19 protein-coding genes and 1 tRNA gene are annotated in these 22,155 nt (G+C 72.1%); 13 read left to right on the top strand and 7 right to left on the bottom strand.

Annotated features, from left to right (window positions below; genetic code table 11):
* Positions 1-53: 53 nt before the first annotated feature.
* A complete protein-coding gene (locus SKED_RS00180) occupies positions 54-1,226 on the bottom strand; it encodes a pyridoxal phosphate-dependent aminotransferase (protein WP_012865082.1) in 1,173 nt (390 codons plus the stop codon).
* Positions 1,223-2,419: an App1 family protein phosphatidate phosphatase gene (locus tag SKED_RS00175; RefSeq protein ID WP_042438230.1), complete on the bottom strand. Its 1,197-nt coding sequence runs from the start codon at positions 2,417-2,419 to the stop codon at positions 1,223-1,225. The genes SKED_RS00180 and SKED_RS00175 overlap by 4 nt, the downstream gene beginning before the upstream one ends.
* Before the next feature lie 263 nt (positions 2,420-2,682).
* Here SKED_RS00175 and SKED_RS00170 point away from each other — a divergent pair, with 263 nt between their 5' ends.
* Positions 2,683-4,134 carry an outer membrane protein assembly factor BamB family protein gene (locus tag SKED_RS00170; protein ID WP_012865080.1) on the top strand — a complete coding sequence of 484 codons (1,452 nt, stop codon included), beginning with the start codon at positions 2,683-2,685 and terminating at the stop codon, positions 4,132-4,134.
* Between the two features lie 28 nt (positions 4,135-4,162).
* Here the strand turns inward: SKED_RS00170 and SKED_RS00165 are convergent, their stop codons facing one another.
* Together SKED_RS00165 and SKED_RS00160 are read right to left on the bottom strand one after the other, a co-directional pair.
* Positions 4,163-4,678, bottom strand: coding sequence for a low molecular weight protein-tyrosine-phosphatase (locus SKED_RS00165; protein WP_042438227.1), 516 nt, complete (start codon positions 4,676-4,678; stop codon positions 4,163-4,165).
* A gap of 526 nt (positions 4,679-5,204) precedes the next feature.
* Complete coding sequence (locus tag SKED_RS00160; protein ID WP_012865078.1) at positions 5,205-6,119, bottom strand: LysR family transcriptional regulator; 915 nt, start codon at positions 6,117-6,119, stop codon at positions 5,205-5,207.
* A 143-nt stretch (positions 6,120-6,262) separates the two neighbouring features.
* On the opposite strand from SKED_RS00160, the gene SKED_RS18735 reads away from it, so the two are divergent.
* The 4 genes from SKED_RS18735 (at position 6,263) to SKED_RS00140 (ending at position 9,510) form a co-directional block, all read left to right on the top strand.
* Positions 6,263-6,718 carry a CBU_0592 family membrane protein gene (locus SKED_RS18735; RefSeq protein WP_012865077.1) on the top strand — a complete coding sequence of 152 codons (456 nt, stop codon included), beginning with the start codon at positions 6,263-6,265 and terminating at the stop codon, positions 6,716-6,718.
* Positions 6,719-7,852, top strand: a complete 1,134-nt coding sequence (locus SKED_RS00150; RefSeq protein WP_012865076.1) for an LLM class flavin-dependent oxidoreductase — start codon at positions 6,719-6,721, stop codon at positions 7,850-7,852. It abuts the gene before it with no gap.
* Positions 7,853-8,007: 155 nt separating this feature from the next.
* Positions 8,008-8,439, top strand: coding sequence for a hypothetical protein (locus SKED_RS00145; RefSeq protein WP_143755601.1), 432 nt, complete (start codon positions 8,008-8,010; stop codon positions 8,437-8,439).
* A gap of 135 nt (positions 8,440-8,574) precedes the next feature.
* Entirely contained in the window at positions 8,575-9,510 is a 936-nt protein-coding gene (locus tag SKED_RS00140; RefSeq protein ID WP_012865074.1) for an endo alpha-1,4 polygalactosaminidase, read from the top strand.
* Between the two features lie 12 nt (positions 9,511-9,522).
* Here the strand turns inward: SKED_RS00140 and SKED_RS00135 are convergent, their stop codons facing one another.
* Both SKED_RS00135 and SKED_RS00130 read right to left on the bottom strand, forming a co-directional pair.
* Entirely contained in the window at positions 9,523-9,714 is a 192-nt protein-coding gene (locus tag SKED_RS00135) for a hypothetical protein (RefSeq protein WP_012865073.1), read from the bottom strand.
* Positions 9,715-9,804: 90 nt separating this feature from the next.
* Positions 9,805-10,413, bottom strand: coding sequence for a winged helix-turn-helix domain-containing protein (locus SKED_RS00130; RefSeq protein WP_042437627.1), 609 nt, complete (start codon positions 10,411-10,413; stop codon positions 9,805-9,807).
* A 165-nt stretch (positions 10,414-10,578) separates the two neighbouring features.
* On the opposite strand from SKED_RS00130, the gene SKED_RS00125 reads away from it, so the two are divergent.
* Complete coding sequence (locus SKED_RS00125) at positions 10,579-11,730, top strand: glycerol dehydrogenase (RefSeq protein WP_012865071.1); 1,152 nt, start codon at positions 10,579-10,581, stop codon at positions 11,728-11,730.
* A gap of 206 nt (positions 11,731-11,936) precedes the next feature.
* Here SKED_RS00125 and SKED_RS00120 read toward each other — a convergent pair.
* A tRNA-Leu gene (locus tag SKED_RS00120) sits at positions 11,937-12,019 on the bottom strand.
* 196 nt (positions 12,020-12,215) lie between these two features.
* Here SKED_RS00120 and SKED_RS00115 point away from each other — a divergent pair.
* From SKED_RS00115 to pknB, 7 genes are read left to right on the top strand one after another with little or no spacing between them, the layout of a single operon-like run.
* Complete coding sequence (locus SKED_RS00115) at positions 12,216-12,935, top strand: FHA domain-containing protein (RefSeq protein WP_012865070.1); 720 nt, start codon at positions 12,216-12,218, stop codon at positions 12,933-12,935.
* 10 nt (positions 12,936-12,945) lie between these two features.
* Complete coding sequence (locus SKED_RS00110; RefSeq protein WP_012865069.1) at positions 12,946-13,428, top strand: FHA domain-containing protein FhaB/FipA; 483 nt, start codon at positions 12,946-12,948, stop codon at positions 13,426-13,428.
* Positions 13,429-13,431: 3 nt separating this feature from the next.
* Positions 13,432-14,955 carry a Stp1/IreP family PP2C-type Ser/Thr phosphatase gene (locus tag SKED_RS00105; RefSeq protein WP_012865068.1) on the top strand — a complete coding sequence of 508 codons (1,524 nt, stop codon included), beginning with the start codon at positions 13,432-13,434 and terminating at the stop codon, positions 14,953-14,955.
* A complete protein-coding gene (locus SKED_RS00100) occupies positions 14,955-16,508 on the top strand; it encodes an FtsW/RodA/SpoVE family cell cycle protein (RefSeq protein ID WP_012865067.1) in 1,554 nt (517 codons plus the stop codon). The genes SKED_RS00105 and SKED_RS00100 overlap by 1 nt, the downstream gene beginning before the upstream one ends.
* Positions 16,505-17,974 (top strand): peptidoglycan D,D-transpeptidase FtsI family protein, encoded by a 1,470-nt coding sequence (locus SKED_RS00095; RefSeq protein ID WP_012865066.1) that lies wholly within the window; start codon positions 16,505-16,507, stop codon positions 17,972-17,974. The genes SKED_RS00100 and SKED_RS00095 overlap by 4 nt, the downstream gene beginning before the upstream one ends.
* Entirely contained in the window at positions 17,971-19,962 is a 1,992-nt protein-coding gene (locus SKED_RS19330; protein ID WP_012865065.1) for a serine/threonine-protein kinase, read from the top strand. Before SKED_RS00095 ends, SKED_RS19330 begins: the two co-directional genes overlap by 4 nt.
* Positions 19,962-22,037: a Stk1 family PASTA domain-containing Ser/Thr kinase gene (gene pknB / locus SKED_RS00085; protein WP_012865064.1), complete on the top strand. Its 2,076-nt coding sequence runs from the start codon at positions 19,962-19,964 to the stop codon at positions 22,035-22,037. The genes SKED_RS19330 and pknB overlap by 1 nt, the downstream gene beginning before the upstream one ends.
* Positions 22,038-22,155: the final 118 nt, after the last annotated feature.

Below are 22,155 nucleotides of genomic sequence, written 5' to 3'. Positions count from 1 at the left end.
CACGAGGCCTTCACCAGGTCTCGGCGACCTGGTCCCAGGAGCAGCAGCGCTGCTCAGAGCGCGCGCTGCCAGGCGATGACGCGGTCGACCGCCTCGGACACGACCTCGGGCGCGGCCGCGAACGACAACCGGACCCACGCAGTCCCCGCGACCGAGTCGAAGTCGGTCCCGGGCGTGAGCGCGACCCCGGTCTCGGCGAGCAGCCTCTCGCAGTAGGTGACGGAGTCCATGCCGTACCGCGAGACGTCAGCGTAGACGTAGAAGGCCCCGTCCGCCGGCGCCACCGGCCCCCACCCGAGGTCGTCCAGGCGGGACAGGACGTTCTCCCGCGAGGCCGCGTACTGCGCGACGTTGGCGCGCGCCGCGGCGTACCCCTCGTCGCTGAAGGCCGCGACACCGGCGTGCTGAGCGAGAGCGGGCGGGCACAGCGCGACGTTCCCCGCGAGCGCGTCGACCGGCGCGACGAGGTCGTCAGGCAGGATCAGCCATCCCAGCCGCCAGCCGGTCATCGCCCAGTACTTGGAGAACGACGACACGACCACGGCACCGTCGCCGAGGTACGAGGCCGCCGTCGGCGTCGGGGCCCCGCCGGTCCCGTAGGTGATGCCGTGGTAGATCTCGTCGCTCACCAGACGCACGTCGAAGTCGGCGCACCAGGCGGCGATGCCCGCGAGGTCGTCGGGCGAGACCATCGTCCCGGTCGGGTTGGCAGGGCTCGCGAGCACCAGACCGTCGAGGCCGCCGCCGTAGTAGGCCTCCTGCAGCTGGGAGAGCGTCGGCTGGTACCGGGTGGCAGGTCCGCAGTCGAGCTCGACGACCTCGCAGCCGAGCGCCGTGAGGATGTTCTTGTACGCCGGGTACCCCGGCCGGGCGAGCGCGACCCTGTCGCCGACGTCGAAGGCGGCCAGGAAGGCGAGCATGAACCCGCCGGACGAGCCCGTGGTCACGGCGACCCGGGAGGCGGAGACCTCGACGTCGTACCAGCGGCCGTAGTGCTCGGCGATCGCGGCGCGCAGCGCAGGCGCCCCCAGGGCCTCGGTGTACCCGAGGTCACCGGTCTGCAGGAGGTCGACCGCCCGCTGGCGGACCACCTCGGACGCCCCGGTCGACGGCTCGCCCGCGCAGAGGTTGAGGACGGGCTCCCCGGCCGCGCGGCGTGCGTTCGCCGCGGCGAGCACCTCCATCACGGCGAAGGGTGGGACCTGGGCGCGGCGCGAGACCTTCATGCGTCCATCGTCGCAGGCCCGCCCGGCAGGACGCCCGCCGCGCGCAGGGAGCGTCGCAGCCGCGCCCCGTCGGGCGCGCTGACCACGGGGATGGCGGGGCCCGCACCGGCCGACATGCCGGCCCGAGCCTGGACCGTGGGGGTGGGCGCCCCGTGCGCGAGGACCTGCTCGCCGGGGCTCAGCTGACGGATCGCGATCGCCCGGACGTGGTCGGGGTACATCTGCGCGAACCGGTTGTAGACGAGGGGGTCGTGCTGGCCGTCGTCGCCGACAAGGATCCAGCGCACGTGCGGGAGCTCGCGCGCCAGGCGCTCGAGGCTGTGGAACTTGTGCTCGCGGCCGCTGCGGAACCACCCGGTGTTGGTGGGACCCCAGTCGGTCAGCAGCATGGGGCCCGCAGGCAGGCCGTGGAAGGCGAAGAACCGTCGCAGCGCGGCCGCCCCGTTCCAGGTGTTGGTCGACAGGTACACGACCGGGAGCTGGTCCTCGAGGGAGTCGATCTCCGCGTAGAGGTCGGCCATCCCGCGGACCGGTCGGCGGGCGTCCTCGTGCAGGACCAGCAGGTTCCAGATCGCGGTGAGGGGACGTGGCAGCGAGGTCACCATGACGGTGTCGTCGACGTCGGACACGAGCCCGGTGCGCACCTGGCGACCGACGACCCGGACCGGGGCGCTGACCGTCGGGCCGTCCTCCGCGGGCCGGACGCTCACCTCGTGCCATCCCTCGCCGAGTCCCGACGAGACGACGACGTCGACGTAGCCCCCTCGGTCGGCGACCGTGCGGTGCTCGTGCCCGTCGACGGTCACGATCACGTGGGCGCCAGGGAGCTGTGCCGTGAGGAAGCTGCGCCACCCGCGCACGGCACGTAGCGGCTCCGGCCCCTCGGCGCGTGGCCGCCCGAGACGGCGGGGGGTCGGGGCAGAGGACTCGGGGAGTGCTGTCGGGTCACCCAGGGAGCCGTGCTTGGCGGCTCCGGCCTGGCGGGGGGCGAGCACGACGCGGCCGAGCACGCGGACCCAGCCGTCGCCTAGGTAGCCCGCGTCGCCTGGGTCGGTGGCCGCGAGGCCGTAGCCCGTGTACGGCTCGATGCGCGGCTCCCAGCCCCGTCGCCTCAGCACGCTCGCGAGGGCCGCGTCGAACCTGTTCTCCCAGCGGCTGGCCCAGTGCGGCCTGCTCGACGTCGTCTCGCTCATGCTCTCGGAGTCTTCCAGAGGTCGGGGCGCCCCGCCGGTCGAGAGCGCCACCGGCCCGTCGTCTCCGGTGCGCGTCGACGGCTCCGCGTCGCCGGCAGAGGGGCCCGTCGTCTCCCCAGGTCACAGGTGTGTCGCGATCTGCCGTCAGAGCGCCGGGACGGTTGCTGCGGCAGAGACGGCACGGGACGATGGGGCATCCCTCCGGCCGGACCGGTGGTGGGGGACAGACGAGGGTCGCGCGAGCGACGACAGGGGCAGCAGACATGGCAGACGACTCGAGCACGCCGGCAGACCGCGCACCGGACGACGAGCCGGGACGGCCCGCACGACGGCGGGTCGGACGGACCGTCGCCGTGGCCGCGGGGGCCGCCGTGCTCCTCGGCGCGGTGGTCGTCGGCGCCCAGGCCCTCACCTCGTCGGACGAGCCCGCCGAGGCGGCGCCCTCGACCTCTCCCGCCCCGGAGCCCACGACACCCTCCCCCGAGCCGACCGAGACGGCCGAGCCGACGGTCGAGCCCACCGAGGCCCCGACCACACCGGCCGCGAGCGCCCTGGCCGGTCAGCCCACGACGGCCTGGACGGTGTCCGGGACGTCGTACGGGCCCGCGGGGACAGAGGTCTGGCTGGCCGACGAGCAGCCGCTGGGTGTCCCCAACGTCTCCGACGTGGCCGTCGTGCGCGTGTACGCCGAGGCCGGTCCGCTCGTGCTCGGGCTCGACCGCACCACCGGCGACGAGCTCTGGCGGTACGAGCCCGGCCCGGGTGCAGAGGCCTGGAGCACCGTCCTCGACGACGGCAGCACCGTCGCCCACTGGCAGGGGGCTGACGACGGGACCTTCACCCTGACGACGCTCGACACCGCGTCCGGCGAGGTCCTGGGCACGGTCGGGCTGTCCGCCGAGCCGGCGTACGCGTTCTCCGACGAGACCGGCACGGTCGTCGCGTCTGTCGTCGACGGGGCGATGCTCTTCCAGGCCTTCGACGACGACCTCGTCGAGGTGTGGTCGAGCTCGACGGAGCCGGGCCTCGTCCCGGCGACCGAGGCCTACGGCGTGGTCACGGCAGACTCCGGTCAGGTCGCGTTCTTCATGTCGGGCGCGTCGGCCGTCGTCGACCGCACCACGGGAGAGGTCCTCACCACCTCGGGCGACTCGGCGCTGCTCCTGCTCCCCGGCGGGCTGCTGCGCGACATCAGCTCCGTGGACGGCGGCGCGACGATCACGGACGGCGTCGACGGCCGCGTGATCACCGACGGTGCGGGCGGGGCGTGGAACCTGCTCGGCGAGGTCGACGGGCTCGCCCCCGTCGTGGGGGTCGGGTCCCGGGCCGTCGACCCCACGACCGGGGAGTCGCCGTGGAGCCTCGAGGGCGACCCCGCCGGGCTGACCGCGACGGTGGTCGGTGACCTCGTGGTCCCCTTCGACCGGACCGCCCAGACCCCCGTGGTCGCGGTCGACGCCCGCACGGGAGAGCAGCGCTGGGTCTCGAAGGCGCTGAACGGCGAGCTCGGCCTGCACGACGGGACGCTCGTGGTCGAGACGGAGGAGACTGTCGTCGGCGTAGACCCCACGGACGGTGCCGTCCTCTGGACGGTCGACCACACGCATGCGACGTCACCGACGTCCTTCGACCGGTCGAGCTACCAGGTGATCGGCGGTTCCCTCGTGACCTCGACGGTCGCCGGTGACCTCACCGGGTACACCTTCGCCCCCTGAGCCGCGGCGCTCGCTCGTCGGCCCGGGGTCACTCGTGCCCGAGCCGGGCGCGGGCCCACTCGACGACCCCGTCGACGGCCGCCTCGACCTGCGCGAGGCACTCCTCGAAGTCGGCCGGACCGCCGTACCAGGGGTCCTCGACGTCGAGGAGGTGCTCGTCCTGCACCCCGCGCGTCGCCGGGGCGGCCGGGTCGAAGGTACGGAACATGACGATGTCGCCAACACTGTCCGGCTGGCCGCTGCGCTCGGCGAGGCGGCGCAGCGCGGCGGCGTGCGACGCCGTCATCGGCAGCAGCAGGTCACGGTCGCCGAGGTCGGCGGCGCCGACCTGGCGTGCCGAGTGCCGGTCGAGGGCGGCGTCGGTGTAGCCGGCCGCGGTCAGCACGGCGCGTGCTCGGCGGTCCATGGGGTTGCCGTGCTCCTCCGAGCTCACCCCGGTCGAGTCGACGACGACGCGGCCTGCGAGCCCGGCAGCCTCGAGCCGGTCGCGCAGCACGACCTCGGCCATCGGCGAGCGGCAGATGTTGCCGGTGCAGACGGTCATGATCCGCAGGATGCGTGCGGGCGGGGTGCTGGTCTGCGAGGAGTCGGTCACGGGGAGTTCCCTCCAGGTCGGGGTGGGGTCTGCCTCAACCCTGTCACGGGCGGGGCCCCGGTCGCAGGACGAGCGGGAGCCGCCCACCGGGGCCTGACCGGCCCGCCCAGATCTGCTCTCGGTAAAACCCTTGAGCGCCCCCGGTGCGCAGGCGTAGCGTCGTGCTCACATCGGAAGGAGGTGGTCCCAGACATGAAGTTCACCAGGACTCGTGAGGTGGCTGTCCGCTAGTCGCCACCAGCACCGACCAGCCCTGCTGGTCGGGGACCAGCGCGCAAGGTCGCGCTGGCAGCTGTCGGACGAACCGGTTGTCAGTACTCGCCGGCCCCGCACCGGACGCGGTGGGCGCCCAGCGAATACCAGGCAGTCACCGGAGCCCGTGGGCGCCGCGATCTCGTCCTTCGCGGCAGGTGGGTCACCCCACCAGCCCACGGGCTCTTCCATGCCCACGCACCGTCAAGCCGACGTGGCACCGTCACCCGATGTACCCCAGGTCGAGCGTGACCACCTGTGCGAGCAGCGCGTCGATGACGGCTGTCACGGCGGGCGTCGGCTCGTGGCGGTTGGCGCGGTGGCGGGCCGCGATGTGGCGCATGCCGAGGCCGGCGATGGGCACCATGTCGACGCCCGTGAGGTCGGCGTGCTCGAGGGCGAGCGCCGGGAGCAGCGCGACGCCCTGACCCGCGGCGACCAGCGCGATGGCGACCTCGTAGCTGTAGGTGCTGTGCAGCGTCGACCGGGTGGGGCGTGCGAGGTCGACCACGCGGGACAGCGCCCGGGCCGCCGCCGTGGTCTTCTCCGAGCCGATCCACACGGCCTCGGTGAGGTCCTGGAGGCTCGTGGGCGTGGCCATCGTGGTCGGCACGGCGATGCGCCACGGCTCGTCGAGCAGCGGGACCTCGCGGAAGCCGCGCGGCACGGGGCGCTCGGCCGAGGAGTCGTGCTCGACGATCGCGATGTCGTACTCGCCGCTGCGCAGCCCGCGGTTGGCGTCGTCGGTCTCCACCTCGTGGACGTCGATCTCGAGGCCCGGCGCGGTCTCCGCGAGCTCCACCAGCATGGGCGCGACCACGCTGCGGGTCACGGTCTGGAACGCACCGATCGTCACCCGGCCGCTCACGTCCGGCCCGATCGTGGCGATCTGCTTGCGGGCCTCGACGAGCTCGGACTCGATGCGCTCGGCCGCCTCGGCGAGCATCAGCCCGACGGCCGTGAGGGTCACCCCGCGGGGGCCGCGGTGCAGGACCTCGACGCCCTCTTCTGCCTCGAGCTTGGCGATCTGCTGGGAGATCGCGGAGGGCGTCAGGTGCAGCAGGTCGGCGGCTGCCACCACTCCTCCAGCCCTGTGGACCGCCAGGAGTACACCAAGTCTTCGCGCGTCCAGAGCCATGTAGTGATGCTACATGGGGTTTGGAGAATGATTCGATTGTGCTACAGCATCCAGAGCCTCATGATTGTGCTCATCACCTCGTGGTCCGCAGCCGGTGGCTCGGCATGACCACACCCCCCACCGCACGTCATCAGGAGTTCGTCATGTCCGCTGCCGCCCAGATCTTCCTCACCCTCGCCGGGTGGACCGGCGCCATCAGTGCCGTCGTCGCCTACGGTCTGGTCACGATGAAGCGGATCTCTCCTGACTCCCTGACCTTCCAGGGACTCAACATCGTCGGCGCCGGTCTCCTCTCCGTGAGCGCGTCCGTGCACAGCGCCTGGCCCTCGGCCGTGGTGAACGTCGTCTGGGTCGCGATCGGCATCTACGCCGTGCGCGCCCTCTGGAACGCGCGCCGCGCCGCCGTCACCACGGAGACCACGGTCGAGGAGTCCCCCGAGGCCGTCCTCGCGACCGGCTGGGAGGCACCGGCCTCCTCCGTCGCCGAGCACGACACCCTCATGGACTCGCTCTTCGCGGGGACCGACGTGGCAGACCCCGCCGCGACGCTCCTGGGGTCCGAGAGGAATAGCGCGCACCGCACGCCCGTTGCCGCCTGAGTGAGCACAGACACCACCACCGGCTCGCCGGTGGCCCCAGCGCCCGTCGACAGCACCCCTGTCTCCGCACTCTCCGTCCTCGACCTCATCCCCGTCCGGACGGACCAGACGACCGCTGACGCGATCGCCGCCACCACCCGTCTCGCGCAGACCGCCGACGAGCTCGGCTTCCGCCGCTACTGGGTGGCCGAGCACCACAACATGCCGGCCGTCGCCTCGACGACGCCTCCCGTGCTCCTCGCGCTGCTCGCCTCGGCGACCCGGCAGATCCGCGTCGGGTCGGGCGGCGTCATGCTGCCCAACCACGCGCCTCTCGCCGTCGCCGAGCAGTTCGCGGTCCTCGAGGCTGCCTTCCCGGGGCGCGTCGACCTCGGGATCGGGCGCGCCCCCGGCTCCGACCCGGTCACCAGCCACATGCTGCGCTCGAGCGCCGCGCAGGGCTCCGACCCCGTCGACACCTTCCCGGACGACGTCCGCGACACCATCGAGCTGATGTCGCCGGAGGGCATGGTGCTCGACCTCCGCGGCCGCAGCTACCCCCTCAAGGGCACACCCCGCGCGGTGACCGTCCCCGAGACCTGGCTCCTCGGCTCGTCGATGTACTCGGCGCAGCTGGCCGCAGCCCTCGGGCTCCCCTACGTCTTCGCCCACCACTTCGCCGGGCAGGGCACCCGCGAGGCGATGCAGACCTACCGTGCGGCGTTCCGGCCGTCCGAGCACCTCGCCGAGCCCAAGACCTTCGGCATCATCAACGCCGTCGTGGCCGAGACCGCCGAGGAGGCCGAGCGTCGGGCGCTGCCCTACGTCCGCTCGATGATCCGGCTGCGCACCGGTCAGGGCCTCGAGCCGCAGGAGCTCGTCGAGGACGCCGAGCGCGAGGGCATCCTGCCCGAGCACGCGAGCATCGCCCAGGCGATCCGCGCCTCGTGGGCCGTGGGGACCCCCGAGGTCGCCGCCGCCAAGGTCCGCGAGCTCGCGGCGACGGTCGGCACGGACGAGATCATGATCTCGCCGGTCTCGTCCGCCTACGTCGGCAGCGACCCGCGCCGGGTCGAGACGCGTGAGGAGACGCTGCGCCTGCTGGCCGGCGTGCTGCTCCCCGAGCACGCGGGAGTGTCCAAGCACACACCGTGATCTCGGGGCCCTGAGGCGCCTGCGGGACGCCGACGGCGTCCATACGCACCCTCTCGCCCGATTCGTCGTGACACCGGCCCGGCAGTCCCGGAAATCCGGTTGCGCACCGCGGCTACGATGACGGTATGAAGAGGATTGCTGTAGTTATGTGCTCGTTGGTTCTGCTTTCTGCGTGTTCGGGCGGAGACGACTCCGCCTCCGAGGGCTCGTCGCCCTCGACCTCGGCACAGTCCGGCGCGACCGCGCAGGCTGTCTCCAAGGACCCCCTCGCCGTGTGCGAGGCGCTGTTCGACGGCGAGGCGGACAGCCCCATGGGCCGCCTCGCAGCTCTCGACGGCGTCGTCGTCGACGAGGCCGGCCTGACGGAGGTCAACGACATCCGCCAGGAGCTCGTCGCCGCGATCGCGAAGTCCCCCACGGACCTCGCGGCGAACATCGAGGCGCTGCGCGCCCCGCTCGGTGACGTCATCAGCCAGGTGTCCTCGGGCACCGCCGACGTCATGGTCGACTCGGCCGCCGTCGCGACTGCCACGACCGACCTCACCGCCACCTGCGACGAGGCCGGCTACACGGTCCCCGCCGCCTGACGGAGCACGTGAGCCGGGCAGCGACGCTGCCCACGACGACGGCCGGACCCCACGGGGTCCGGCCGTCGTCGTGTCCCGGGCGCACCGGGGCGCCCCTGCCGCCTGGAGCCCCGGACTCGCCGCATACTGGTGCGCATGACCGACGCCACGACGACGCCCCACCGCCGAGCAGCCCGTCGCCGAGCCGTCGCGGCGTGGGTCGCCGCCGGCACCGCGAGCGCCCTCCTCCTCGCCGGGTGCGGCACCTCGTCCGAGCCGGAGGCACAGCAGCCCGCCGCGGAGAGCACACCGTCCACGGACGGCGCGGGCGACCCGGGCACCTCGTCGACGGTCCGGCTGCTGCCCGAGGGCGGGCTCGTCGACTACCAGCTGGGCGGCCCCTACGACCCGCCGCCCGGCGTCACAGTGGTGGTCCGCGACGTCACCGCGTCGCCCTCGGGAGCGGGCTACGACCTCTGCTACGTCAACGCCTTCCAGACCCAGCCCGGCGACTCCGAGGCCTGGCTGGCCGACCACCCCGAGCTGGTCCTGCACGTCGACGGCGTCCCCCTCGAGGACCCTGACTGGCCGGACGAGCTCATCCTCGACACGTCGACGGCCGAGAACCGCACGGCGATCGCGGAGATCCTCGGCGAGCAGGTCGACACCTGCGCCGCGAAGGGCTTCGACGCCGTCGAGCCGGACAACCTCGACTCCTTCACGCGGTCGGCGGGGCTCCTGTCCGAGGACGACAACCTCGCGCTCGCGAGCCTGCTGGTCGAGCGCGCGCACGCGGCCGGCCTCGCGATCGCGCAGAAGAACACCGTCGAGCTCGGCGAGCGGGGCCGCGAGGCGGGCTTCGACCTCGCCGTGGCGGAGGACTGCGCCGTCTACGACGAGTGCGGCGACTACACAGCCGTCTACGGCCGGCAGGTGATCGAGATCGTCTACGACGACGCCCCCGACTTCGAGGCCCTCCTCGAGGCGTCCTGCGCCGACCACGGGCGCGGAGACGACGCGATCTCGGTGGTCGGCCGGGACCGCCCGCTGAGCCTGCCCGGCGACCCGGGGTACACCTTCGTCACCTGCTGAGAGATACCGCACTCAGTAGGTCGGCATCTGCCCGAGCATCTTCTCCGTGTCGTCGACGATGGACTGGCACAGGGGCAGATCCTGGTGCACGTCCTCGGGAGTGGCTGGCTGCTCCTGCAGGTAGTCCCCGTCGTTACGCTGCCGCCGGATCCTGCCGTATGGCGCCAGCACCTTGCCCAACGGCGGGTCGAGCTGCGCTCGCACGGCCTCGGGCGCCCTCGAGGTTCGGAGGGACTCTCTCGAGCCTCCCGCTGAGCAGCAGTGCGTCGATCTCGGCACTCCCAGGGGTCCAGCTCATCCGTCCTCCTCGGTCTCGCGGTGCAGGTCCAGTTCGACCGTGGGGCGCGAACGGACGGTGCTGATGAACGGGTCGGTGACGTCCTGCCACCGTTCCGGGCTGACGTAGGTGACGTTGACCTCGCGACCCAGGACGCCCTCGAGCTCTTCGAGTGCTGAGTCGACCTCTCGACGGGAGGGTCGGCCTACCAGCAAGAGGTCGACATCACCCGGAGGCCCTCCTGGTTCGCCGTGGTAGCGCGCAGCCCACGAACCGTGGACACGGGCGCTCTCCAGGCCTTCCACCCCGGCCAGCGCTCGCTCGAGGACCTGCGCAGGACCGAAGGTCACGATCAGCAGCTGTCGCAGAGGAGCGGTCGCGGGGTTCTCCGGCACCGGCCGCAACCGGACGGCGCGTCCCACCCGCTCGCCACGCAGCAGGCCGGCATCGATCAGACGACGGACCTCGCGTGACACCGTCGCGTCGGGTTCTCTCAGCGTCCGAGCCAGGTCTGACGCCGTCACCGGCTCTGCGGACGTCAGGACGCGCAAGAGCAGCCGCGCCTGCAGCTGCGAGCGGAAGATCGGCATCAGTGGTGGAGCGTCAGTTCTCACATGACGCACCATATCACTCGTCAAATGAGCATAAAGGCGAGCGTCGGTGACGCCCGCCGGGGTACACCTTCGTCACCTGCTGAGAGATACCGCACTCTGCGCCGCGGGCCCGGGCGGCGCCTCCCGACGGAGCCTAGGGTCGAGGAGACCAGCACATCCCGTCGTGAAGGAGATGCCATGTCCGCCTCAGCAGTCCCCGTCCGCACCGTCATCAGCCCCGGACGCTACGTCCAGGGCAAGGGCGCCATCGCGCGGCTGGGAGAGTTCACCGCCCCGCTCGGCTCGACGCCGATCATCGTCGCCGACGACGTCGTCTGGGGCATCGTCGAGGAGCAGGTGACGGCGTCCTTCGAGGCGGCCGGCCTCGCCGTGGTCCGCGAGTCCTTCGGCACGTACGCGACCAAGACCGAGGTGGAGCGCCTGGTGGCGGCCATCGAGGCCGCAGGCGCCGACGTCGCCGTGGGCATCGGTGGCGGCAGCACGATCGACGCCGTGAAGGCCGCCGGGCACCTCGCAGGCACCCGCTGGGTGTCGGCACCCACCGTCGCCTCGACCGACGCCCCCACCTCGGCGCTGTCGGTCATCTACACCGAGGAGGGCGCCTTCGAGGAGTACAGGTTCTTCCCGCACAACCCCGACCTCGTCCTCGTCGACACCCAGCTCGTGGCGAACGCCCCGGTGAAGTTCCTCGTGGCAGGCGTCGGCGACGCCCTCGCCACCTGGCTCGAGGCCCGTGCGACCCGGCGTGCGCACGCCACGACCATGGCGGGCGGACTGCAGACGGAGACCGCGGTCGCGCTCGCGAAGCTCTCGTGGGACCTCATCTGGGAGAACGCGCTCCCAGCCATCGCGGCGGTCGAGGACGACCTCGTGACGCCGGCCGTCGAGAAGCTCGTGGAGGCCAACACGCTGCTCTCCGGCCTCGGGTTCGAGTCGGGAGGCCTGGCGGCCGCCCACGCGATCCACAACGGCCTCACCGCCGCACCGCAGACCCACGGGCTCACGCACGGGCAGAAGGTCAACATCGGGTCGCTGACCCAGCTGGTCCTCGAGGGGGCGCCCGCCGAGGAGATCCGCGACTTCATCGTCTTCACCACCAAGGTGGGGCTGCCCAACACCCTCACCGAGATCGGTCTGAAGACCACCGACCTCGAGGACCTGCAGCGGGTCGCCGAGGCCTCGGTCGTGGAGGGCGAGACCATCCACAACATGCCGTTCCCCGTGACCGCGGCCGACGTGGTCGACGCCCTGCGCTCGATCGAGGGCTACTCCCGGCAGGTGCGCGCGGAGGCCGGGCTCCCGGAGCCGATCTTCTACACCGCTCACTGAGCCCAGCGCGTCGCACCGACCCAGAGGGGTCTCGCCGCGGGGCTCTCCGCGGCGAGACCCCGCGGGAAGACACCGCGGGGAGACTTCGTGCGGGTCGCGTGAGCCTGGACGAGCCAGCATCCACGCGACCCGCACAGCCTCACCACGCAGAAGGCCCCGACCGGAACCCGGTCGGGGCCTTCTGCTGTCCGGAGACCGGACCTGTGTGCGTGAGGGGGGACTTGAACCCCCACGTCCTTACGGACACTGGCACCTGAAGCCAGCGCGTCTGCCATTCCGCCACTCACGCGAGACGAGAGGAACTTACCACGTCTAGGCTGACCTCTGTGCATCCACGCACCGTCGACCCAAGTGTCTATACGATGGGGGGACGTAGGAGTGCGAGTCGCGACCGGCTTCCGGTCGCTCCTCGGCCATCATAGGTCCAGCACACGGGCCTGCGCGTCGTCCCCGGCGACGCGCGCCGGAGGATCGGAGGAGGTGACATGGGAGTTCTCGATCGGTTCGAGAAGAGCGTCGAGCGCGCTGTGAACAACACGTTCGCCCGCGTCTTCCGAAGCGAGCTGAAGCCCGTCGAGCTGGCGAGCGCGCTGCGCCGCGAGGTCGACGACCGCGCGGCAGCCGTCGACCGCGACCGCACCGTGGCACCCAACGAGTTCACCATCCAGCTGTCGGTCGACGACTTCGCGCAGATCGAGAGCTGGGGCGCTGAGCCCCTCGCCGACGAGCTCGCCGCGAACGTCACGCAGTACGCCGGCACGCAGCACTACGCCTTCGTCGGCGCCGTGACCGTCACCTTCGAAGAGGTCGAGGGTCTGGACACCGGTCGCTTCGAGGTCCGCTCGTCGACCGTCCGCGGTGCCGTCGCCCCCGCGAGCGCCGGCGCAGCACCGAGCTCGCGCCACCCGCTCGTGGACATCGACGGCCAGCGGTACCTGCTCACCGGGCCCGTGACCGTGATCGGCCGCGGCGCCGAGGCGGACATCGTCGTCGACGACCCGGGCGTCTCGCGCAGGCACCTCGAGATCCGCGTCACGCCCGACGGCGTCGTCGCGACCGACATGGGGTCGACCAACGGCCTCTACGTCGAGGGCCATCAGGTCCCGGCCGCCACGCTCCTCGACGGCAACTCGCTGACCATCGGTCGCACGCGCATCATGTTCTGGACCGGGGTCGCCGACGACTCCGCCGACGGGGAATGGTGACCTGCCCCGGATGAACGAGCTGACGATCACCCTGCTGCGGCTGGGTTACCTGGTCCTGCTGTGGCTCTTCGTCTACTCCGTCGTCCGCGTGCTCCGGCACGACCTCTACGGCACCAGGATCACCACCCGCAAGGGCGCGCGCGAGACGTCGGTCGGCAAGGTCGCCGCACCCGCCCCGGCCGCACCCGCGCAGAGCAAGAACCGACCCACCCGTCTCGTCGTGAGCGAGGGGCCGCTGCGCGGCACGACGCTCCCGCTCACCAGCTCGGCGATCCTCATCGGACGCGCGCCCAGCTGCACCCTCGTGCTGGACGACGACTACTCCTCATCACGCCACGCCCGGATCTTCCCGTCCGGTGACCAGTGGATCCTCGAGGACCTGGGGTCGACGAACGGCACCTTCATCGGGAACCAGCGGGTGTCGTCACCGACCCCGCTGTCCCCCGGGACGCAGGTGCGCATCGGTCAGAGCGTCGTCGAGCTGCAGAGGTAGGCCATGACCATCGCCTTGCGCTACGCCGCGCTGTCCGACGTCGGGCTCGTGCGCTCCAACAACCAGGACTCCGCCTACGCGGGGCCGCACCTGCTGCTCGTGGCCGACGGCATGGGCGGGCACGCCGGAGGCGACATCGCGTCCTCCCTCGCGGTGGCCTCGCTCGCCCCGCTCGACGGAGAGGCCTTCGGCTCGTCGGAGATCCTCGAGCGCCTCGGAGAGGCGATCGAGACGGCCCGCCTCGAGCTGGTGCGCCGGGCCCGTGAGGACTCCGAGCTCTCCGGCATGGGCACCACGGTCACGGCGCTGCTGCGCTCCGGGAACAAGCTCGCCATGGCCCACATGGGCGACTCCCGCGGCTACCTGCTGCGCGCCGGGTCCCTGAGCCAGGTCACCAAGGACCACACCTTCGTGCAGCACCTGGTCGACACCGGGAAGATCACCGCCGAGGAGGCCGAGCACCACCCGCAGCGCTCGGTCGTCATGCGGGTCCTCGGCGACTTCGACCTCGACCTCAGCCCCGACCTCTCGGTCCGCGAGGCGCACCCCGGCGACCGCTGGCTGCTCTGCTCCGACGGCCTCAGCGGCATGGTGAGCCTCGAGACCATCGAGCGGACCATGGTCGAGAACACCGACGTCACCGCGTGCGCCGAGCGCCTGGTGCAGCTCGCCCTGCGGGCCGGCGGCTCCGACAACATCACCTGCATCGTCGCGGACGTCGTCGACCTCGACGACCTGCCCGACGGCGCCGGCCCGGACTCGAGCGTCCAGGTGGTCGGCTCGGTCGCGGCCACCCGGGACGCGCCGACCGCGGCCCTCGACGGTCCGGCGGCGCGTGCCGCCGCCCTGCTCGCCGAGGCACGTGCGACCGTCGGCGCCCTCGCCGAGTCGTCCCAGCAGAACGTCGCGGCACCTGTCGAGAGCACCGAGGACGAGGCACCGGCCGAGGTCGCGACCGAGCCGGCCCGGCTCTCCCGGTCCGAGGCGAAGGCCGCTCGCGCGCAGGAGCGCGCCGAGGCCAAGGCGGCGAAGGCCGAGGCCAAGCGCGGCACCGGCATCACCTCGGCGGAGCTCGAGGAGGACTCCGGGCGGGGACGCTGGGTCTGGACCGTCGTGTCGCTCGTGGTCCTGCTCGCCATCGTCGGGACCGGCGGGTACTTCGGGTACCGCTGGACGCAGACCCAGTACTACGTGGGGATCGCCGACGGGCGCGTGACCATCTACCAGGGGATCTCGCAGTCGATCGGCCCCCTCGAGCTCTCCGAGGTCTACGAGACCTCCGAGGTCGCCGTCTCAGACCTCGACAGGTTCGAGATCAACCAGCTCGAGCGGACCATCCGCGCGAAGTCCCTCGAGGACGCGCGGCAGCGGGTCGCCGACCTCGCCCCCGACGAGCCCACGAGCGGCACAGACAGCACCGACGGCTCTGACGAGCCGACCGAGACAGCAACGCCCACGGACGAGGCCTCGGCCTCCGCGGCCGGTGACGCCGCCGACGGCCCGACGCCCGCAGGTGGCACCTCCTGATGGCCACGGTCGAACCTGGTCGGGTCCGCAAAGGTCGAGCCAGCGAGTTCGGCCTGCTGGTCCTCGCGCTCGCCATCGGCATCAGCGCGTACGCGATCGTCAGCCTCGTCATGGAGGGCACGCTCCCGGCCAACTTCTACCTGCTCACCGGCGGGATGACGGGGCTGAGCGTGGCGCTGCACCTGCTCGTGCGGTGGCGTGCCCCCTACGCCGACCCGACGCTCGTCCCGATCGCCGTCGCGCTCAACGGCCTGGGTCTGGCCATGATCCACCGCGTCGACCTCGGTCAGCAGCTCAAGGGTGCCTCGAGCGAGCTCGCGAGCCGCCAGCTGGGGTGGACCGCGGTCGGCATGGCGGGCGCCGTCCTGCTGCTGTTCGTCCTCAAGGACCACCGCACGCTGCGCCGCAACACCTACACCGCGATGATCGCGGGCCTGGTCCTCATCCTGCTGCCGCTCGTGCCCGGGATCGGCAAGGAGATCAACGGCTCGCGGGTGTGGGTCGGCATCGGGCCGTTCTCCCTCCAGCCGGCAGAGTTCGCCAAGATCGCCTTCGCGGTGTTCTTCGCGGGATACCTCGTCTCCAACCGCGACACCCTGACGCTCGCCGGGCGCAAGCTCCTCGGCCTCCAGCTGCCACGGTCCCGCGACCTCGGGCCGATCATGGTCGTGTGGCTCGTCTCGATCGTCATCATGGTGTTCGAGAAGGACCTCGGCATGTCGCTGCTGTTCTTCGGGCTGTTCGTCGCGATGATCTACGTCGCGACCGAGCGGGTCAGCTGGGTGGTCATCGGTCTCGTCCTCGTCGGGATCGGCGCGGCAGCCGCCTCGACCGCCCTCCCGCACGTCTCCGGACGCTTCGACGCGTGGATCAACGCCTTCGACTCCGACATCTACGAGCGCACCTTCGGCGGCTCGTACCAGATCGTCCAGGGCCTGTTCGGCATGGCCAACGGCGGCCTCATGGGGACCGGATGGGGTGCCGGGCGCCCGGACATCGTCCCCTACGCGTCTTCTGACTTCATCTTCGCCGCCCTCGGCGAGGAGCTCGGCCTCACGGGTGTCCTGGCGATCCTCGCGATGTACGCGCTGCTGGTCCAGCGCGGGATGCGCATCGCGATCGGGACCCGCGACGGCTTCGGCAAGCTCCTGGCGTCCGGTCTCGCCTTCGTCATCGCCTGGCAGTGCTTCGTGGTCATCGGCGGGATCACCCGCGTCATCCCCCTGACCGGTCTCACCATGCCGTTCCTGGCGTACGGCGGGTCGTCGCTCCTCGCCAACTGGCTCATCATCGCGCTGCTCGTGCGCATCAGCGACAACTCCCGCCGTCCCACCCCACTGCCCCTGCGCGGCACGCCTCGTGCGGCCGAGGACGACGAGCCGACCCGTCGTCCCGCGCGCGTCCCCTCCGGAGCCGCCAGCGCCGCCGGTGCCGCTGCCTCCGCCGACGACGGCACCGCGCAGGTCTCCGGACCCTCGTCGTCCGACGACGCCACCCAGGTGGTCCGTCGCGGGGACGACGAGACCCAGATCGTCCCGGAGCCGCCCCGATGAACGTCCCCATCCGGCGCGTCGCCGTCGTCGCCCTCGCCCTGTTCCTCATCCTCATGGGCGCCGCGACGTGGATCCAGTTCGTCCAGGCTCCCTCGCTCAACGCGGACGGCCGCAACTCGCGGTCGCTGTACCGCGAGCTGAGCATCCAGCGCGGCCCGATCGTCGCCGGTGGCCAGACGATCGCCGAGTCCGTGCCCGTCGACGACGCCTTCAAGTACCAGCGCGTGTACTCCCAGCCCGAGATGTACGCGGCCGTCACCGGCTACTACTCGTTCCGGTTCCAGTCGACCGGTCTCGAGCGGTCGGCCAACGAGTACCTCGCCGGGACCTCCGACTCGCTCTGGTGGGACAGGTTCCGCAACCTCGTGAGCGGCGGCTCACCGCAGGGTTCCTCGGTCGAGGTGACCATCGACCCCGTGGTGCAGCAGGCCGCGTGGGACGCGCTCGGCAACCAGCGCGGAGCCGTGGTCGCCCTCGACCCCAAGACGGGTGCGATCCTCGCCCTGGTCTCCAAGCCGTCCTACGACCCCAACCTCGTCGCCTCGCACTCCGCCGCCGACGCGAGCGCCGCCTACCAGGCGCTCGCCGACGACAGCGCACGGCCGCTCGACAACCGCGCGACCGCCGGCCGGACCTACCCGCCCGGGTCGACCTTCAAGCTGGTCACCGCCGCCGCGGCGCTCGAGGACGGGACCGTGACCACCGAGGACCAGATCCCGGCGCCCGACCAGCTCCAGCTCCCCCAGTCGAGCAGGATGCTCAACAACTTCGGCGGGGAGTCGTGCTCGCCGACCGGCACCATGACCCTCGCCGACGCCCTGCGCATCTCGTGCAACACCGCCTTCGCGCAGCTCGGCATGGACCTCGGGCCCGAGGCCCTCGACGACCAGGCCGAGGCGTTCGGCTTCGACTCCCGGATGTCGGTCCCGCTCCCGGTCACCCCCAGCCACTTCCCGCTCGAGGTCGACGGCCAGACCATCGACGACGCGCAGACCGCGCTCTCCGCGATCGGCCAGTACGACGTCCGGGTGACCCCGCTCCAGGTCGCGATGGTGTCGGCGGCGATCGCCAACGGCGGCACGCTCATGCAGCCGTACCTCATCGACCGGGTCCGGACCCCTGACCTCTCCGTCGCGGTCGAGACCGACCCCGAGGAGATCGGGACGCCCATCTCGCGCTCGACCGCCGACTCGCTCCGCGACATGATGGTCGGGGTCGTGCAGGACGGGACCGGGACCTCGGCGCAGATCCCCGGCGTGCAGGTCGCCGGGAAGTCCGGGACCGCCGAGACGACCGCGGACGCCGCGCCCCACGCCTGGTTCACCTCCTTCGCACCGGCGGACGACCCGCAGGTGGTCGTCGCGGTGATCGTCGAGAACGGCGGAGACGCCGGCAACGAGGCGACCGGAGGTCGCGTGGCGGCCCCGATCGCCCGTGCAGTCATGGAAGCGGTGATCAACCGATGAAGCCAGAGGCGCAGATGGCGCTCGGCGGCAGGTACCGCCTGGTCCGGCAGATCGCTGTCGGTGGCATGGGAGAGGTCTGGGTCGCGCACGACGAGTCGCTGGCCCGCGACGTCGCCGTCAAGGTCCTGCGCGAGGAGTTCGCCGGCAACTCCGACTTCCTCGACCGGCTGCGGACCGAGGCGCGCAACAGCGCCGCCCTGTCCCACTCGAACATCGCCCAGCTCTACGACTACGGCGAGCAGCAGGGCTCCGGCTACCTCGTCATGGAGCTCGTCCAGGGCGAGCCCATGTCCGACCTCCTCGAGCGCGAGCCCGTGCTGCCCGTGCTGCGCCTGCTGTCGATCCTGTCGCAGACCGCACGAGCACTCCACGCCGCGCACGTCGCCGGGGTGGTCCACCGCGACGTCAAGCCCGGCAACATCCTGCTCGAGCGCTCGGGCGAGGTGAAGATCACCGACTTCGGCGTCTCCCTCGCCGCCAACCAGATCCCCATGACCGCGGCGGGGATGGTCATGGGCACCGCGCAGTACCTCTCGCCGGAGCAGGCGATCGGCAAGGCCGCGACCGGGGCCTCGGACATCTACGCCCTCGGGATCGTCGCCTACGAGTCCATCGTCGGCAACCGGCCCTTCACCGGCGCGACCCCCGTCGACATCGCCGTGGCACAGGTCAACGAGACCGTCCCTCCGCTGCCTGCGACGGTCCACACCGGTCTCGCGGACCTCGTCATGCGCATGCTCGCCAAGGACCCGCTCGACCGACCGCGCAGCGGCGCGATCCTCGCGCGGACCTTCGACCTGCTCGCCGACGAGATCGCCGCCGACCCCTGGGGCAACGGGCGCCGCCGGCGCGACCCCGAGCCTGCTCCCGCACGCCGCGAAGCACCCCCCACAGCAGGTCTGCCGACGACCGCACCGGCCGCGCCAGCAGCACCGCCCGCAGCGGCGCTGTCAGCCGAGCCCGCAGCACCCGTGGCGCCCGCGGTGCCGCTGCCGCCCGTGCAGCAGCCCGGCACGTCACGGACGGCGCCGCCTGCTCCCCCGGTCGCCGGTCCCGAGGACCCGGAGACCGCCCACGGCAGCGCACCGTCGGCGCCCGTCGGTCGCCGGATGCTCCCTGCCCCGTCGGAGACCGCCGACCCCCAGCACCTCGCTCACGGCACCCACGGCGCTGAGGGCTCTCAGGGCAGCGCACGCACGTCGCCCGAGCCCACGAGCCTCGGCGGGGCGGGCCGGGAGGCGCACCACCTGTCGGCAGAGCCCGCGCCGCAGGCCCCACCGGCGCGTGCCCGCCACGACGCCCTGCCGCCGCCCCCACCGGCGGACGAGCCGACCCGTACCCTCCCGCAGCGCCAGCCTCGGTCAGCGCCCGAGCAGCGCTCTGCGCAGTGGGAGCCCCAGACCCCGGTGTGGGACGCGGTCGACTCCCCGCGACGCTCGCCGGACGCTGCCGGCCACGGTCAGCAGCCCCCTGCTCCCTCGGAGCAGACCGGTGCGGTGCGACGCCGCGTGCCGCACACCGGTGCGACAGACCGTGCACGCACCTCCGACCAGCCGAGGTCGGCCGGCCCACGGTCGGGACTCCCCCGCACCCCTGCGGCCGGCGGCAGGACAGGTGCGTCCGCGAGCCCGGCAGCACGTGGCAGGTCTGGCAGCGGCAGGCCTGGACGAGGCAGCTCCTCGAGCCGGCGCCGAGGCGCGCAGCGTCGTGGCGGGCTCGCCGGCTTCCTCGACACCGTGCGCTCGGTCGGGTGGCCGACGCTCGCCCTCGTGCTCGTGCTGGTCGTGGTCCTCACCGCGACCCTCGCGAAGGCGCTGCTCGACTCGTCGGGGTCGGAGGACTCCTCCAGCCCGTCGGGCGATGGTCACCTCTCGGAGACGATCTCGGTAGAATCGACCGGCGGGACCGGTACGGATGCCATGATCGTCCAAGCCACGGGCTCACAGAGCCGCGGCGCAGCATCCCCAACAACACCTAAGGACACGTAGTGGTTGACGAGGCACCCCGCACCCTTGCGGGCCGGTACGAGGTCGGTGAGCTCATCGGCCGCGGTGGTATGGCCGAGGTCCACATCGGCCACGACAACCGTCTCGGACGGACCGTCGCGATCAAGATCTTGCGCTCCGACCTCGCTCGGGACCCGTCGTTCCAGGCCCGGTTCCGCCGCGAGGCGCAGTCCGCGGCTGCGCTCAACCACCCCGCCATCGTCGCGGTGTACGACACCGGTGAGGACACCTTCACCGAGCCCAGCGGCGCCGTGTCCCACGTTCCCTTCATCGTCATGGAGTACGTCGAGGGCCACACGGTCCGCGACATCCTCCAGGACGGCAACGCCGTGCCGATCGACGAGGCCGTCGAGATCACCTCAGGCGTGCTCTCCGCGCTCGAGTACTCGCACCACGCGGGCATCGTGCACCGCGACATCAAGCCCGCGAACGTGATGCTCACGCCGACCGGTGCGATCAAGGTGATGGACTTCGGCATCGCGCGCGCCCTCGCGGACTCCGCGGCCACGATGACGCAGACGCAGGCCGTGATCGGCACCGCCCAGTACCTGTCCCCCGAGCAGGCCCGCGGCGAGAGCGTCGACGCCCGCAGCGACCTGTACTCGACCGGCTGCCTGCTCTTCGAGCTGCTCACCGGCCGTCCGCCGTTCACCGGCGACTCCCCCGTGTCCGTCGCGTACCAGCACGTCCGCGAGGCCCCGGTCAGCCCGAGCAGCATCGCGTCCGACGTCCCCGAGACCCTCGACCGCGTGACCCTCAAGGCGCTCGCCAAGGAGCGCACGGCGCGCTACGGCAGCGCCGCCGAGTTCCGCTCCGACCTCGAGGCCGCGATCCGCGGCGGTGCCATGGCAGCCGGGCCGCTCGGCGCCGTCGTCGCGGCGGCAGCTGCGACCGGTCCTGCCGAGGGCGCGACCGAGATCTTCAGCTCGGTGGCCGACGAGACGCAGGTCGCCCCGGCCTGGGCGCCCGTCGCCACGGCCGAGGACCCCCTCGCGGAGCTCGAGACCGAGGACGACGAGGACAAGCCGAAGCACCGTGCCCTCCTCTGGACCCTCGTGACCATCGCCGTGATCGCCCTCGCGGTGATCGCGACGATGTTCCTGCTCAACAACCGCGAGGAACCCGTCCCCAACGAGGCCGTCCCCACCCTCACGGGGATGACGAGGGCCGAGATCACCACGGCGCTGAGCAACGAGGGCTTCACCACCCCGCCCGAGTTCTTCGAAGAGGCCAGCACCGAGGTCGAGGCCGGGCTCTACGTCCGCAGCGACCCGGCGATCGGCGCCTCCGCACCTGCTGACAGCACCATCCAGGTGTGGACGTCGACGGGGCCGGAGGAGGCGACCGTGCCTGACGTCACCGGCTACACGCAGGAGCAGGCGGTCCGCGCCATCGAGGCCGAGGGCCTGGTCGTCGCCTCGTCACGCGAGTCCGAGTTCAGCATCAAGGTGGCCCGCGACTCGGTCACCCAGACCGAGCCGAAGGCGGGCACCGCCGCCAAGAAGGGCGACACCGTCACCCTGCTCGTCTCGAACGGCCAGGTCGAGCTGTCCGACCTCACCGGGATGACCCGGGCCGACGCGCTCGCGACGCTCCAGGCCTTCGGCCTGACGGGGAACTTCGAGGAGACCCCCGTCCCCTTCTCCGAGTCTGAGGGGGTCGCGGACGACACGGTCATCTCGTTCGCTCCTTCTGGCCGGGTCGACCAGGGCGCCCAGATCACGGTGCAGATCGCCAAGATCCAGCAGACGACCGTCCCCGAGAACCTGGTCGGCCTGACCCTGGACGAGGCACGGACGGCGCTCTCCGGGGCGGACCTCGTGATGCTGCTCGCGCCGGAGACCTCGACCCCGAACCCGACGACGAGGGTCGTCTCGTCGAACCCTGCTCCCGGCACCGTGGTGGACCCCGAGTCGACGGTGATCCTCACCTTCGAGCCGGAGCCGTCCCCCGACCCGACCGACACCGAGTCGACACCCTCTGACGACGAGAGCGGATCGGCGGGCGGGAACTCCCCCGGACGCAGCGGAGAGGCACCGGGGCGCAACGACGACTAGCAGCAGCGCACATGAGAGAAGGCCACCACCCGTGACGGGTGGTGGCCTTCTCTCGTGGTCGGTCGGTGGGTGGTGGAGCGAGTGCCCTGACGCGCTCGGTCAGCGGTCCAGCAGCCGT

The organism is Sanguibacter keddieii DSM 10542 (genome assembly GCF_000024925.1).
GTDB classification, from domain to species: Bacteria; Actinomycetota; Actinomycetes; order Actinomycetales; family Cellulomonadaceae; genus Sanguibacter; species Sanguibacter keddieii.
Note: the sequence above shows the minus strand (reverse complement) of the source record. Positions and strands in the feature narration are given on the sequence as shown.

Coding starts and splice junctions, on each gene's coding strand:
- SKED_RS00100 (WP_012865067.1), top strand. CDS start 14,955: ATGGCCACGGTCGAACCTGGTCGGGTCCGCAAAGGTCGAGCCAGCGAG.
- SKED_RS00170 (WP_012865080.1), top strand. CDS start 2,683: ATGGCAGACGACTCGAGCACGCCGGCAGACCGCGCACCGGACGACGAG.
- SKED_RS00095 (WP_012865066.1), top strand. CDS start 16,505: ATGAACGTCCCCATCCGGCGCGTCGCCGTCGTCGCCCTCGCCCTGTTC.
- SKED_RS00160 (WP_012865078.1), bottom strand. CDS start 6,119: ATGGCTCTGGACGCGCGAAGACTTGGTGTACTCCTGGCGGTCCACAGG.
- SKED_RS00130 (WP_042437627.1), bottom strand. CDS start 10,413: ATGGTGCGTCATGTGAGAACTGACGCTCCACCACTGATGCCGATCTTC.
- SKED_RS00180 (WP_012865082.1), bottom strand. CDS start 1,226: ATGAAGGTCTCGCGCCGCGCCCAGGTCCCACCCTTCGCCGTGATGGAG.
- SKED_RS00165 (WP_042438227.1), bottom strand. CDS start 4,678: ATGACCGTCTGCACCGGCAACATCTGCCGCTCGCCGATGGCCGAGGTC.
- SKED_RS00125 (WP_012865071.1), top strand. CDS start 10,579: ATGTCCGCCTCAGCAGTCCCCGTCCGCACCGTCATCAGCCCCGGACGC.
- SKED_RS00110 (WP_012865069.1), top strand. CDS start 12,946: ATGAACGAGCTGACGATCACCCTGCTGCGGCTGGGTTACCTGGTCCTG.
- SKED_RS19330 (WP_012865065.1), top strand. CDS start 17,971: ATGAAGCCAGAGGCGCAGATGGCGCTCGGCGGCAGGTACCGCCTGGTC.
- SKED_RS00140 (WP_012865074.1), top strand. CDS start 8,575: ATGACCGACGCCACGACGACGCCCCACCGCCGAGCAGCCCGTCGCCGA.
- SKED_RS18735 (WP_012865077.1), top strand. CDS start 6,263: ATGTCCGCTGCCGCCCAGATCTTCCTCACCCTCGCCGGGTGGACCGGC.
- SKED_RS00105 (WP_012865068.1), top strand. CDS start 13,432: ATGACCATCGCCTTGCGCTACGCCGCGCTGTCCGACGTCGGGCTCGTG.
- SKED_RS00175 (WP_042438230.1), bottom strand. CDS start 2,419: ATGAGCGAGACGACGTCGAGCAGGCCGCACTGGGCCAGCCGCTGGGAG.
- SKED_RS00115 (WP_012865070.1), top strand. CDS start 12,216: ATGGGAGTTCTCGATCGGTTCGAGAAGAGCGTCGAGCGCGCTGTGAAC.